The following is a 14,274-nucleotide window of genomic DNA, read 5'->3' on the forward strand; positions in this document are numbered from 1 at the left end:
TATAACTGCAACTGTGCAAAATTCTTGTGGACAAACTGCACCGTTTACAAAAAATATTAATATTGGTGCACCTTCTTTTGCAAATGTTTATATAACAGGAGACTCAGTAATTTGTGGTAATCAAACAAAAACATATAGTGTAAATATACCCTCTCACCCTTGTATTGGAACAATTAATTGGAGTGTTTCTTCTAACTTACAAATAATTTCACAAAACTACAATACCATTACAATTGCTCCAAGCACAACAAATTTAGAAAATGCTGGGCTTATTAGTGTTAGTATTCCTAATTCAAGTTTTGAACCTACCAAAGGTATTTTGGTAGGTTTGCCTAGCCATACAAATGGATTAACCATTCAAAAAATAGGCTCTTATAATTTATATATAGGACAATGGACAAAATTAAAGGCTAATTATTCTGTAGTAGTATATGATGTTAATGAACCTTTTAATTTTACTTTTGAATGGCTAATACCTAATAGTCAAGTTAGAAATTACAGTGATTCTGCTTATAAAGATGTTAAACCATATCAAAGTGGGCAATTAAACATTGGAGTTAAAGCAATTAATGAATGTGGTTGTAGCGATTGGAAATATAGATTGTTTGATGTACTTCCAAGTACAACTGGAGGAGGAACTGAATTGGTTCCTGTAAATTAAATAAGGAATTCGGGCTAATCAAGAAAACAGCAGTTAAGTGTCAAATTTTAAGTTTGGTATTTAACTGCTTTATTTTAACCAACGTAAGTATAGAATAATTAATTAAAATTGGCTTAAAACTCTGTTTTTATATACGGAAATTACTGGATTTCGATACTAAATTCTTTCAGAATTTCACGTAACCTGATGTAATTTTATAGTAATGCGTAACAGATTATAATAATTTATTTTTATAAAGTAATTCTATAACTTCTTTATAATCAAAGGATAATTTTAGTTTTATAGCTTCATGATAAGAGAACCAATTATAAGCTAAAACTTCGAGTTCTTGTATTTTAATTTCGCCGTTCCATTCTCCTAAAAAGCGATAGTAATTTCTGTTTTGCCAAACACCAGTTTTTAAAATTGCTGATGGTGTAAAATTTAAATTACATTCTTCTTTTACTTCTCTGATTACATTTTGCTCGGCAGTTTCATTTGGTTCGGCTCTTCCACCAGGGCAACCCCAAAATTCAGGATAGTTTTTTGTGTAATGAGAACGTTGAAGTAACAGTATTTTTTTATTTTGTAAAATAATTCCCGATGCAGCTAAAATCATAAAGAATTTTAATTTTTAATAATACCTAATGTTGCAGTAGCACCAGTTGGAAGGTTCCATTCTTTTGCTGAAATTAAATTTCCTTTATCATCATATACTCTTAATTCTGCAGTATTTGGCCCTGAAAATCCTTGGTTTAAAGCTTGAAAATCAATTCTATTATAACCTTTTTCTAAGTTAATATAGTACACATAATAATTACTTTTTAAGCCAATATTATCACTTATAATTTTTTCATTTAAATACAATCTAATTCTATCACCATCAACATAACTATGATCTCGGCATTCAATTCTCACAGTTTCAGTACTACTATTAACAGTTCCTAAGCTTAAATTACTCTCTAATCTTTTATGAGTTACATCTTTACCTTTCCAATATTTTTTACCAATAATATCCTGGTCTTCAGGCAGTTCTTCTAATAAAAAATTATGGTTTTTAGATTTATTTTGCTCTAAATTTTTATCAATAGCGGCAGTATTTAGCTTTTTATCAATTTGAAGTTTGAAGTTTGAGTTAGGTGTTACTTTAGTTGTAGCTTTAAGTTTGTAATTACCTGTAGTTGAAATTTCACTAATTATGCTCTTTTCCTTTATAATAGTTTTAGTTGTATCACTTTGAGAAAATGAAGTTGCTGAACTAAAACTAATTAGTAAAATTATAAAAAGTGATTTTAACGATGTATTCATTGTAATATTTAAATTCTATATCCTCAAAAAAAATGCCAACTCTTAAAAAGTAGTTTTTTTATATGGTAAAAATAACAAAAAAAGCCTCAATACTAATTGAGGCTTTTTATTAATTGTTTGTTAAACTATTTTTTGAACTAATTTTATTTTACCATTTGAAAACTTCGTTTTATAAAGTTTGTTAATTCTTCACCTTGTAATAATCCTTGAGATAGTTTTGCTAAATCAAAAGCTTGTTGAATTAAACGGTCTTGTTTCTTTTTAGTTTTGGTATTTAAAATCTCACCAACTAAATCATTATTTGTATTAATTACCAAGTTGTACATTTCAGGGAAATTACCCATTCCCATCATTCCACCACCACCTGTAGCTTGCATTTCTTTCATTCTACGCATAAACTCAGGTTGTGTTATAATAAATGGATTAGCTTTAGAATCCATAGCTTCTAATTGAACTGTATAAGTTTCTTTAGGAATTACTTTTTCAATTATTGGTTTTAAAGTTTCTTTTTCTTTATCAGAAAGTTTACTGATTTTATCTTCATCCTTTTTTATCAAATTATCAATATGATCTGAATCAACTCTAACAAATTGAATGTTTTCTTTACTTCCTTCTAATTTTTGAATGAAATGAGAAACAATAGGAGAATCTAATAATAATACTTCATATCCTTTTTCTTTGGCAGCATCAATATAGCTATGTTGTGCTTTTTCATCAGAAGCGTAAAGGATTACTAATTTATCATCTTTATCTGTTTGAATTGGTTTAATTTTTTCTTCTAATTCAGAAAAAGTAAAATATTGCTTGTCAACTGTTGGGTATAGTGCAAATTTGTCAGATTTTTCGAAGAATTTTTCTTCAGAAAGCATTCCGTACTCAATAATAATTTTAATATCGTCCCATTTTTCTTCAAATGCTTTACGGTCATTTTTGAAAAGACTAATTAGTTTATCAGCTACTTTACGTGTAATGTAACTTGCTATTTTTTTAACAGCACCATCAGCTTGTAAATAAGAACGAGAAACGTTTAAAGGAATATCTGGAGAATCAATTACACCGCGTAACATTTGTAAAAAATCAGGTACAATTCCTTCAACATTATCGGTCACAAATACCTGGTTTTGATATAGTTGAATTCTATCTTTTTGAGGATCTATATTATTCTTTAATACAGGAAAATATAAAATACCGGTTAAATTAAACGGATAATCAACATTTAAATGGATGTTGAATAAAGGCTCTTCAAATTGCATTGGGTACAATTCACGATAAAAAGCTTTGTAATCTCCATCTTTTAAATCGGTTGGACTTTTTGTCCAAGCTGGATTAGGGTTGTTTACAATATTATCAACCGTAATTTCTTCAGCTTTAGCATCTTTAGGTGCGTCATCAGCTAAAGGTAATGTTTCTGTGCGTGTTCCAAATTTAATTGGAATTGGCATAAACTTGTTGTATTTATTTAAAAGTTCGGTGATTTTAGCGTCTTCTAAAAATTCGGTAGAATCGTCATCAATATGCAATACTATTTCAGTCCCTCTTTTAGTTCTATCAGTTTCTTCTAAAGTATATTGTGGACTTCCATCACATTCCCAACGAACAGCTTTTGAATCTTTAGCAAAAGATTTTGTAAAAATTTCAACTTTACCAGCTACCATAAATGAAGAATAGAAACCTAAGCCAAAATGGCCAATAATTCCAGTCTCAGTATCTTTATATTTTTCAACAAATTCTTCAGCGCCAGAAAAAGCCACTTGATTAATGTATTTTTCAACCTCTTCACCTGTCATACCAACACCTTGGTCAATAATTCGAATTTCTTTTTTCTCCTTATCAACAATAACTTCAATAATAGGGTTTCCTATATCGCCTTTAACTTCTCCTAAAGTGGATAAGTGTTTTAATTTTAAAGTTGCATCAGTTGCATTTGAAATTAATTCACGTAAAAATATTTCGTGGTCAGAATACAAGAATTTTTTTATAATGGGAAAAATATTTTCAGCTGTTACATTTATATTTCCAGTTGCCATATATCTAATTTTTTTAATTTAATTTTATGGTTTTTAATAGTCAAAAAAAATACCAAACTTATTTTTGTGCCATTATGACATAAATTTTTAATTGATTATTTTTAAAATCTTAATTTATACTGATGAAAAAAGACGATTTTATTTTAGTTGATGGTTTTAAACATATTAGACATATTCAAGAAAGTTATCCTGAGAATGAAATGATAAAAAGGTCTAACAGTTATTTTAAATTTATGAATAAACGTAGATCTGTGAGGCATTTTTCAAATAAACCAGTTCCGAAAGAAATAATTGAAAATATTATAAAATCGGCTTCAACTGCACCTTCGGGTGCAAACAAACAACCTTGGACATTTTGTATTGTTGAAAGTTTAAAAATAAAGCAACAAATTAGAACTGCAGCGGAAGAAGAAGAACGTAAAAGTTATAATAATAGAATGAGTGATGAATGGTTGGATGATTTAAAACATTTAGGTACTGATGCTGATAAACCATTTTTAGAAATTGCACCCTATTTAATTATAGTATTTAAACGACCTTATGAAATTAATAGTGATGGGACAAAGCATCAAAATTATTATGTCAATGAGTCGGTTGGTTTAGCTTGTGGTTTTTTAATTTCGGCAATTCATAATGCAGGGTTAGTAACATTAACACATACACCTAGCCCAATGCGATTTTTAGAAAAAATATTAGATAGGCCAACTAACGAAAGAGCATTTTTGTTGTTGCCAGTAGGCTATGAAGCTGAAAAAGCTTATGTACCAGATATTCAACGAAAATCTATTGATAAAATAATGAATATTTATTAAAAAAAAGTAGCTTAAAGCTGTTTCTAACCATTAATATTGCTCACAAAGCAAATGTAATACAGATTCTTTAATAGTATTGGTTGAGTTAATTTAATAAATGCTTCCATAAATATACCAAAATATCGAAGTTTAGTTTTCTAATAAAATATAAAATGAATTAATTTAAATTTTACTAAATTTATAAAAACAATTAGAACTAATAGTAATTCAAAAGGATTGCTGTAACTATTATAGTTGTAAATACATTCTAATTTTAGTATGTTTGAAACAAATAATAAAATAATAATAATAATATATGTATAATTCGAAGATAACTGGACTTGGTTTTTATGTTCCTGATACTGTTGTAACAAATGATGATTTGTCAAAAATGATGGCTACAAATGATGAATGGATTCAGGAAAGAACTGGGATAAAGGAGAGAAGGTGGATAAAAGATGGGAGTGAGGATACCTCCGCTGTTATGGGAGCTAAAGCATCTCGAATTGCTATTGAAAGAGCTGGATTAACAAAAGATGATATTGATTTTATTGTGTTTGCAACACTAAGCCCTGATTATTATTTTCCGGGATGCGGAGTACAATTACAAGAAATGTTAGATTTAAGAACTGTTGGTGCATTAGATGTTAGAAACCAATGTTCTGGATTTATTTACGCAATGTCTGTAGCCGATCAGTTTATTAAAACAGGGATGTATAAAAATGTATTGGTTGTTGGTGCTGAATTTCACTCTGGAGGTTTAGATAAAACTACACGAGGTAGAGGTGTTTCAGTAATTTTTGGAGATGGAGCAGGAGCAGCAGTACTGTCAAGAACAGAAGATAATACAAAAGGTATTTTATCTACTCATTTACATTCTGAAGGAAAACATGCAAAAGAATTAATAGTAGAATCTCCTAGTATTAAACATTGGGTACCTGCATTAATTGCTGAAAATGATGAAAATGATGAATCGTATTACCCTTATATGAATGGTACATTTGTATTTAAGCATGCGGTGGTTCGTTTTTCTGAAGCAATTATAGAAGGGTTAAAAACTAATAATTTAGATGCTTCAGATATTGATATGCTAATTCCACATCAAGCTAATTTACGTATTTCTCAATTTGTACAAAGGAAATTTAAATTAACGGATGATCAGATTTACAATAACATAATGAAGTATGGTAACACAACTGCTGCTTCTATTGTAATTGCATTAACAGAAGCTTGGGAGAAAGGGAAAGTTAAAGATAATGATCTAGTTGTGTTAGCAGCTTTTGGTAGTGGATTTACTTGGGGAAGCATAATTATTCGTTGGTAAATAACTTTATTTATATTAAAATATAAAAGCCCCAAAAATGCAAGTTTTGAGGCTTTTTTAAAGGCTTTTTTTAAATTTATAAAATTTAATAATGAGAACCCTTAATGATTTCTTTATTGTATAGACGAGATTTTTATAGTTTTGTTACACGTATTATGTTAAAAATTAGTTAATTAAATAATTTTAGATAAATCCACCACTTCCTTGAGCTTCATTATTATCTCTTGATTTACGTCTTTTGGCTTTGTTTTCCCCCCCACCAAAACGGTACATAAAACCAACATAAGCAGTTCTACTTTCCCAGTTAAATTGTCCATTAAATGGATATGGATTTTCAGATTCGAATTTAAATTTCATACCTTCAAAAATATCATTAACTCTAAAGCTTACCGTTCCTTTTCCTTTTAAGACATTTAAACTTGCGCCAGTATTTATCATCCACATTGGATCTACTTTAAATTGTATAGATTCTCCACCACCTCTATACATTGCAAATAATTGAAAACGTAAGTTTTTAGTTGCTTTAAAGTTATTGCTTACTCTAAAATTTAGTGAATTATTTGTAATTTCAAGTTGTTCTCCATTTGCAATGCCACTTTCTTTTTGAGTATATAAATCAAAGCTTGCATTCACTCTCCACCAGTTTGCAAACTTATGATTGCTAGATAATTCAACACCATAACGGTTATTGCTTTCTGTATTTGAGTATGATATTTCAACATTGTTTTCATCAAATGGATCTTTATTTAAAACGCGTGTAATATTATCATTTACTCTTCTGTAAAAAGTTCCAAAAGTAAAAGTACCTTTTTTGTATTGTCTCGTGTAGTTTAACTCAAATGAATTTGTAAACTGAGGTTTTAAATTAGGATTACCCACAGATGTTATTTGAGGTGTACTCCACTCTCTAATTGGGTTTACTTGGCTAATTGAAGGTCTATCAACTCTTCGGCTATAACTTAATTGGTACTGATTTTTTTCAGAAGGATTATATGTAAAAAATGCTGAAGGATATACAGAAAATATTTCATCAGAATAATTAGCTGTTTCTAATCCTTTTGTAAAAGTACCTTCAACTTCATATTGTTCAAACCGAGCTCCTAACTGCATAGATAATTTATCAATTTTTTGATTGAAGTTTACATAACCAGAATAAATATTTCTGTCATAACTAAATGAAGAATTATCGATATCAAATTGTGTAGTAACTCTATTGTTTTTTGTATCGTTTACTCTAAATTCAGCACCTAATTCTAATTTTGAATTTTCTGAAATAGGATTTGTGTAATCTATATTTAATAAAGTATTGCTTCTATCATTTATAATAACATCATTATAATTTAAATAAAGATTTGAAGGGTTTAAAGTTTCATTGTAAAAAGCATTTTCTGGAGCATCTGAATTTGAAAAATTAGCTTCTAATTCTAAATTGTGACCTTTCTTTTCAAAATCTAAAGTGTAATTAAAATTATAAGTTTCAGAATTAGTTTCACCTTCAACAAGCATTGGACTATTTGTATCTAAAGTAGTTCCGTATGATACTTTTGTGTTTCCATTAAAGGTTTTATTTGATTTATTTTGGATAGTATAAAATGAGAATGTATTTTTATCGTTTAGATATACGTCAGTACCAATTTTTAGAAGGTGAGAAGTTCTGTCTTCTAAAAATAAAAAATCTTGAATATTGTTATTATCAGTTCTGGTAACCTTTCCATAGTTTTCACTTTTCCCATCATTTAAGCCATAATTAGCAAAAAAATTTATTTTTCCTGTTCTTAAATTCATATCTAAAGAACCATTAAATCTATTATTTTCACCCATAGTAAGCCCAGTGTTTACAGAACCATTGAATCCTAAATTTGCATTTTTATGTAATACAATGTTTATAATCCCACTCATACCTTCAGGGTTGTATTTTGCTGAAGGATTTGTAATTAATTCAATACTTTTTATTGAAGTAGATGGTATTTGTTTTAATAGCTGTGAAGCATCAATGTTTGTTGGCTTTCCATCAACAAGTACACGTACATTTTCATTTCCTCGTAAACTTATATTTCCAGTTTGACTATCAACAGATACAGATTGTACATTGTTTAATAATTCAGAAGCAGTTGTACCAGCCGAAGTTAAATCTTTTCCAACATTTATTACTTTTCTGTCAATTTTTTGTGTTACTGTTGATGTTTCCGCAATAATAACAACCTCATCTAATTTTGAGGTTTCTTCTTTTAAAAGAATTGTACCTAAATCAATTCTAGAATTTCCTCTTGTAATTGTAATTAGTTGTTGCTCTGTTTTATAACCTATAAATTGAATTTCAATACTATTTTTACCTTCCGGTATATTTTTTATATTAAAATTTCCATGATTATCTGTAATTCCTCCTGTACTAATTTTATTGGTTGCATCTTTAATAATGATACTTACATATGGTAAAGCCTCATTTGAAGTAGCATCAATTACTTTCCCAAAAACTACTCCAGTTTTTAAATTGTTGTTTGAAGGAAGTTGTGCTGAAATGGTTATTGAAAATAAGATGCTAAAAATTAAAATTAAATTTTTCATTAGTTTATTTAGAGTTAATTATTGATTGAAATATTAAATAAATTTAAATTGAATAAGGTTTGAATATCGTCTTCGGTTATTCCAATTAGTACGTTTATTATTTGACATTAATTCAAAGGTTGAATTTGTTGTTTTGCTGTTTTGTGTTATTATTGATTTCATAATTAGTTATTTTAAAGTTGTAATATTTGTTATGCTTAAAAGACTATGTATAAGAAAATATGTTACGCTGTTTAACATACTTTAACTAATTTTAACAAATGATTAGAAAAACGATAGTTTTAGGAGCATCAACAAATCCAAATAGATATTCATATTTAGCTATACAAAGGCTAGTAGATAGTAAGCATATTGTTAGTGCTATAGGAAGAAAAGAGGGAGAAGTGGAAGGAGTGAAAATTTATAAAGAGAAAATTTTGTTTAAAAATATTGATACAATTTCAATCTATTTAAATGCTAAAAATCAAGAGGAATATTACAAGTATATTATTGAATTAAACCCTAAAAGAGTGTTGTTTAATCCAGGAACTGAAAACCCATTCTTTGAGCAATTATTAACCAAGAATAATATTACTTTTGAACGGGCTTGTACTTTGGTGTTGTTAAGTATTGGGGAGTATTAATAAATAGAATGCATTAAATTGTTTATTTCACAATAATCTATTTTTAGTAATGATTAACTCATTTTGTAATTCTTCTATTTTATTTAGTAAATTAAACACAACATCTATTCCCTCTAAATTAACGTTTAATTCCTGATGTATTCGGATTATTTTTTCAACATCAATAATTTTATCATAATGAATATATTGAGATCCTTCAACTGAAATAATTTCAATTAACCCAAATTCATTTAAACTATTAAAAAATGACATTTCAACATTATAGTGTTTACATAAGTTGTTTACAAGTATAAAGTTTTTTTTGCTCATAACATTCTTAATTTAGAAAGTTCTGTAAATAGTTTTTTTTCTTTTTGGGTAAGTTTTGTAGGTATAACTATTTGATACGTAATGTATAAATCACCAAAGGAGCCTTCTTTTTTATAAATAGGAAAGCCTTTTCCTTTTAATTTAATTTTTGTTCCGTTTTGAGTTTCAGGTTTTATTTTTAATTTTACTTTCCCATCAAAAGTATCTATTGTAAGATCGCCACCTAATAGCGCTTTGTACAAATCTAAATCTACAGTTGTATATAAATTATTTTTATCTAATTTAAACTTCGTATTATTGTTAATGGAAAATTTAATAATTAAATCACCTTTTGGACCTCCATTTATTCCTTCACCACCGTGACCTTTAATTTTTATAATTTGCCCGTTTTTTACTCCAGCAGGAATGGTAAGCCGGATGTTTTTGCTGTTAACTGTTAAAGTGCGTTTGTGTGTTTTATAAACATCATCCAAGTTTAAATTTAATTCGGCATTGTAATCGTGTCCTCTAAATTTTACACTGCCACTTTTTTGTCTTGAAGCTCTTCCTCCAAACATAGATTCAAAAAAATCAGAATAATCACCACCTGAAAAATTATAATAATTACTTTGTTGAGTATTCCGTTGGTATTGTTGTTGTTTTTCTGCTTTCTCAAAATGTTCAGCATGTTCCCAATCTTTTCCATACTTATCGTATTTTTTACGATTTTCTTTATGACTTAATACTTCATTTGCTTCATTAATTTCTTTAAATTTTTTTTCAGTATTTTTATCATTTGGATTTAAATCTGGATGGTACTTTCTTGCTAATTTTCGATATGCCTTTTTTATTTCGTTCTCTGTAGCATTTTTTTCAATACCTAATATTTTATAATAGTCTATAAAAGCCATTTTATTATTTTTTGAATATACAACCGAATTTAAAGTTACGGATTAAATATTATTAATTAAGGTGTTTATATTCATATTTGTTTTGATATTTATAAATTTAATTTTAAAAGAATAAATTAGGTAAACTTCATCAAGTTATTTTCTGCCGAATTGTCATTTAAAGTTTTTTGGCTTGAAATTCGACTATATTTACTTATGAAAAAAAATAAAGTTTCGTTTTATTGGGCATTTAAAGAATTTATTTGGCCAAGAAAAAAAATAGTCTTAATTGGGATTATTCTAATAATTATTAGAAGTTTAGCAGGGTTGGTTTTACCGTATGCTAGTAAAAATTTAATTGATGATGTAATTCCAGCACAAGATATTAAGGCGTTAACAACATTATTAATAATTGTTTGTGTAGCCATTTTTTTACAAGCAGTAAGTTCCTTTTCATTAACACGGTTGTTAAGTGTAGAAGCACAACATTTAATATCGCTTTTAAGAGCGAAAGTTCAAAAAAAATTACTCACTTTACCTATTAGTTTTTTCGATAACAATAAATCAGGCGCATTGGTTTCTCGTGTAATGACTGATGTTGAAGGTGTGCGTAATTTGGTGGGTACTGGTTTGGTACAATTGGTTGGTGGTTCGTTTACAGCGATTATTTCATTAATTATTTTAATAAAAATAAATGCTTTAATGACATTTTTTGTATTAGTTCCTGTATCAATTTTTGCAATTATAGCATTGAAAGCTTTTGGATATATTCGTCCTATTTTTAGAGCGCGTGGAAAAATTAATGCTGAAGTAACAGGAAGATTAACTGAGACATTAAATGGTGTAAGAGTAATTAAAGGTTTTAATGCTGAACAACAAGAGAATAAAACTTTTGAAAATGGTGTTGAAAAGTTGTTTTTAAATGTTAAAAAGAGTTTAACAGCTACAGCTTTAATTACTAGTTCTTCAACATTTTTATTAGGGCTAGCTTCTGCAGGAATTATGGGAATTGGCGGTTACTTTATTATGCAACATACTATGACGTATGGTGAGTTTATTTCATTTACCTTGTTTTTAGGGTTTATGATTGCGCCAATTGTTCAAATGAGTAATATTGGAAGTCAGTTAACGGAAGCGATGGCAGGTTTAGACCGTACTCAAGAATTAATGAATATGACCGAAGAAGATAATCCTGATGTTAGAACTGTTCATTTAGAAGCTATTAAAGGAGATATATTATTTAAAAATGTTTCTTTTTCTTATGAAGAGAGTAAAGAAGTGCTGCATAATATTTCATTTGAAGCTCCTTCGGGAAGTGTTATTGCTTTGGTGGGTTCATCTGGTTCAGGGAAATCTACTATTGCAGGTTTAGCAGCAACGTTTTTAAACCCTTCAAAAGGAATGATTAGTATTGATGGTATTGATTTAAGCTCAGTAAATTTAAGTAGTTTTAGAAGTCAGTTAGGTGTTGTGTTGCAAGATGATTTTTTATATGAAGGAACTATCCGAGAAAATATTTTATTCCCACGCCCAAATGCTTCAGAAGATGAATTACTGAAAGCTGTAAAAGGTGCGTATGTTAATGAATTTACAGATAGATTTGATGAAGGTTTAAATACCGTAATTGGTGAACGTGGTGTAAAATTATCTGGAGGGCAACGCCAGCGAATATCAATTGCTAGAGCATTGTTGGCAAACCCAAAAATTATAATTTTAGATGAGGCTACTTCAAATTTAGATACAGAAAGTGAATCTTTTATTCAAAAAAGTTTACAAGAATTAATGAAAGACAGAACTACATTTGTAATTGCTCACAGATTAAGCACTATTCAAAAAGCTGATCAAATTTTGGTGATTGAAGAAGGAAATATTGTAGAACGTGGCAAGCACAATGAACTAATAGCAAAAAAAGGAAGATATTACGATTTATATACGTATCAAAGTAGAATTTAATACCCTTTTTTTAGTGAAACTCTATTTTTTAATATTTGATTTATAGCACATTTTACATTTGTTAAATTCGCTACATGCAGTGTAATTTGAATGTTAGAATGCTTTCAAAATGATGGTAGGCAGTGGCTCTTCTTTAAAAATATCTAATAAAGCTCCTGAAAGATGTAAATTATCTAATACCTCTATTAAAGTATCAAACTCTTTACATTTTGATGCTCTTTTTTTTCATTGAGATTGCATTTCAGAATTTAAAATTTCCTTTACAGCAGCTTCATAGGCTCTTATGTTTTTCGCTTTTTTAATCTTTTTTAATGTTTTACGTGGATTTGAAAATTGTATTGAAAAATATTCCCATAAATGATACATTTTTAATAGAAGATGATTTGTTCCAAAGAGAGATTCTCCATATTGTTGATAAAGTGTGTTATGAAATTCACTAAAAAGCTCAAGTTTGTTTTCAGGATATTTAGTGGTATTATTTTTTATCATACTTGGTAAAAAGGGATCTGAAATTAAACCTCTACCAATCATCCAATGATCTATAGTAGGGAAAAGTTCTTGCATTTTATGAAATTTAGCTACCGAAGTAATATCGCCATTGTAATATAATTTATGTTTTGTAGTTTCAATACATTGTTGAAAAGCATTTAAATCTACACCACCTTTGTACAGTTGTTTCCCAATACGGGCGTGTATGGCAATATTTTTAAGCGGAAAAGTATCAAGAACTGGTAAAACCTTTAAAATTTCTTCACTGTTTTCATACCCCAAGCGCATTTTCATAGATACTATAATATCTGACTTTAAATGAACTTTGGTAAGAATTTCGTTAATTTTTGCACGGTCATTTATTAGTCCAGATCCCATACCACATTTTGTAACCATTGGATACGGACAACCTAAATTCCAATTTAATTCCTTATAACCCAATTGTTGAACATAATTGGCTACAAATAAAAATTCATCGGCATTATTAGTTATTATTTGAGGAATTACGTCTAAATCAACATTATTTTCAGGTAAAATATCACGTTGGTAAGCAGGTTTAATTGTGCGTTTTCCGTTCAATCTTATATAAGGGGAATAAAAAGTGTCAATACCACCAAATAAGTTATTAAAAGCATTTCTAAACCTAAAATCGGTAAATCCTTGTAGCGGTGACGAGAGTAATGTGTACTTCATATATTTTGCAATTATGTAAATATAGTATACTTTAAAATGATAACTCTATTTTGTTTATCGACTTATATTTTTTTGCAAATCATTAAAAATAAAGGATATTTTCTAATGTTATCTTCTAACTCTTTTTCTATCACATAGCTAATAGTGTAATATTCAATACTAAAACCATTGTTTATTAAAAGATGACTTAATTTTTCTTTGTCAAAACCATTATGACCATCAAAATTAGGATGATTTGTATGGAAAGAACCATCTTCTTGAACTAAATCTGCAATACATAAGTAGCCATCAGTTTTTAATAAAGAATGAAATATGTTGGCAACTTTGTTTAAATCAAGTATGTGGTGTACTGTCATTAATGAATAAATCACATTAAATGTACCAATATCTAAATCTTCTTTGAGTAAATCTACAAGTAGCGGTTTAAAATTGTTAAGAGATTTATTTTTAACTTTTTCTTTTAAAACTTCTATCATTCCTTCTGAATTATCAGCAAGTGTAATTGTTTTAAAAGCATCTTTTAATTGATAGCTTAGTAAACCAGTTCCACAACCAAATTCTAAAGCAGTATCAGTTGATTTTGGTTTGATGAATTTAATAATCTCTTTTGCGAAAATTTCAGCACGTTCTACTTTCGTTGGGCTTTTATCCCAATTTATAGCTTGTTTATCAAAGTGTTTCAT

General features: G+C 28.4%; 14 protein-coding genes. 5 read left to right on the plus strand and 9 right to left on the minus strand.

What is annotated here, in order from left to right; all coding sequences use genetic code 11:
• On the plus strand, window positions 1-661 hold a 661-nt coding region (locus QM495_RS04465; protein ID WP_408670910.1), incomplete at its 5' end, for a hypothetical protein.
• Window positions 662-875: 214 nt separating this feature from the next.
• Here the strand turns inward: QM495_RS04465 and QM495_RS04470 are convergent.
• The 3 genes from QM495_RS04470 to htpG all read right to left on the minus strand — a co-directional run bounded on the left by QM495_RS04470 (window position 876) and on the right by htpG (window position 3,975).
• Window positions 876-1,259: an NUDIX hydrolase gene (locus QM495_RS04470; RefSeq protein ID WP_408670911.1), complete on the minus strand. Its 384-nt coding sequence runs from the start codon at window positions 1,257-1,259 to the stop codon at window positions 876-878.
• A gap of 8 nt (window positions 1,260-1,267) precedes the next feature.
• On the minus strand, window positions 1,268-1,948 hold the full coding sequence (locus QM495_RS04475; protein ID WP_408670912.1) for a hypothetical protein: 681 nt from the start codon (window positions 1,946-1,948) through the stop codon (window positions 1,268-1,270).
• Window positions 1,949-2,091: 143 nt separating this feature from the next.
• Window positions 2,092-3,975: a molecular chaperone HtpG gene (gene htpG / locus QM495_RS04480; RefSeq protein WP_408670913.1), complete on the minus strand. Its 1,884-nt coding sequence runs from the start codon at window positions 3,973-3,975 to the stop codon at window positions 2,092-2,094.
• 122 nt (window positions 3,976-4,097) lie between these two features.
• Between htpG and QM495_RS04485 the strand changes: the two genes are divergently transcribed.
• The gene (locus tag QM495_RS04485; protein WP_408670914.1) at window positions 4,098-4,787 is read left to right on the plus strand and encodes a nitroreductase family protein; all 690 of its coding nucleotides are present in this window, start codon (window positions 4,098-4,100) and stop codon (window positions 4,785-4,787) included.
• A 295-nt stretch (window positions 4,788-5,082) separates the two neighbouring features.
• Window positions 5,083-6,090: a 3-oxoacyl-ACP synthase III family protein gene (locus QM495_RS04490; RefSeq protein ID WP_408670915.1), complete on the plus strand. Its 1,008-nt coding sequence runs from the start codon at window positions 5,083-5,085 to the stop codon at window positions 6,088-6,090.
• A gap of 183 nt (window positions 6,091-6,273) precedes the next feature.
• Here the strand turns inward: QM495_RS04490 and QM495_RS04495 are convergent, their stop codons facing one another.
• Window positions 6,274-8,655 (minus strand): TonB-dependent receptor domain-containing protein, encoded by a 2,382-nt coding sequence (locus QM495_RS04495; RefSeq protein ID WP_408670916.1) that lies wholly within the window; start codon window positions 8,653-8,655, stop codon window positions 6,274-6,276.
• A gap of 33 nt (window positions 8,656-8,688) precedes the next feature.
• Complete coding sequence (locus QM495_RS04500; protein ID WP_408670917.1) at window positions 8,689-8,817, minus strand: hypothetical protein; 129 nt, start codon at window positions 8,815-8,817, stop codon at window positions 8,689-8,691.
• 98 nt (window positions 8,818-8,915) lie between these two features.
• Here QM495_RS04500 and QM495_RS04505 point away from each other — a divergent pair, with 98 nt between their 5' ends.
• On the plus strand, window positions 8,916-9,278 hold the full coding sequence (locus QM495_RS04505; RefSeq protein WP_408670918.1) for a CoA-binding protein: 363 nt from the start codon (window positions 8,916-8,918) through the stop codon (window positions 9,276-9,278).
• 27 nt (window positions 9,279-9,305) lie between these two features.
• On the opposite strand, the gene QM495_RS04510 is transcribed toward QM495_RS04505, so the two are convergent.
• Both QM495_RS04510 and QM495_RS04515 read right to left on the minus strand, forming a co-directional pair.
• A complete protein-coding gene (locus QM495_RS04510; protein WP_408670919.1) occupies window positions 9,306-9,587 on the minus strand; it encodes a chaperone modulator CbpM in 282 nt (93 codons plus the stop codon).
• The gene (locus QM495_RS04515; protein WP_408670920.1) at window positions 9,584-10,477 is read right to left on the minus strand and encodes a DnaJ C-terminal domain-containing protein; all 894 of its coding nucleotides are present in this window, start codon (window positions 10,475-10,477) and stop codon (window positions 9,584-9,586) included. Before QM495_RS04515 ends, QM495_RS04510 begins: the two co-directional genes overlap by 4 nt.
• 195 nt (window positions 10,478-10,672) lie before the next feature.
• On the opposite strand from QM495_RS04515, the gene QM495_RS04520 reads away from it, so the two are divergent.
• Window positions 10,673-12,409, plus strand: coding sequence for an ABC transporter ATP-binding protein (locus tag QM495_RS04520; RefSeq protein ID WP_408670921.1), 1,737 nt, complete (start codon window positions 10,673-10,675; stop codon window positions 12,407-12,409).
• A 225-nt stretch (window positions 12,410-12,634) separates the two neighbouring features.
• Here QM495_RS04520 and QM495_RS04525 read toward each other — a convergent pair whose 3' ends face one another.
• Window positions 12,635-13,591, minus strand: coding sequence for a tRNA-dihydrouridine synthase family protein (locus tag QM495_RS04525; protein WP_408670922.1), 957 nt, complete (start codon window positions 13,589-13,591; stop codon window positions 12,635-12,637).
• Window positions 13,592-13,653: 62 nt separating this feature from the next.
• On the minus strand, window positions 13,654-14,274 hold the full coding sequence (locus tag QM495_RS04530; RefSeq protein WP_408670923.1) for a class I SAM-dependent methyltransferase: 621 nt from the start codon (window positions 14,272-14,274) through the stop codon (window positions 13,654-13,656).

The organism is Lutibacter sp. (genome assembly GCF_046055765.1).
Lineage (GTDB): Bacteria > Bacteroidota > Bacteroidia > Flavobacteriales > Flavobacteriaceae > Lutibacter.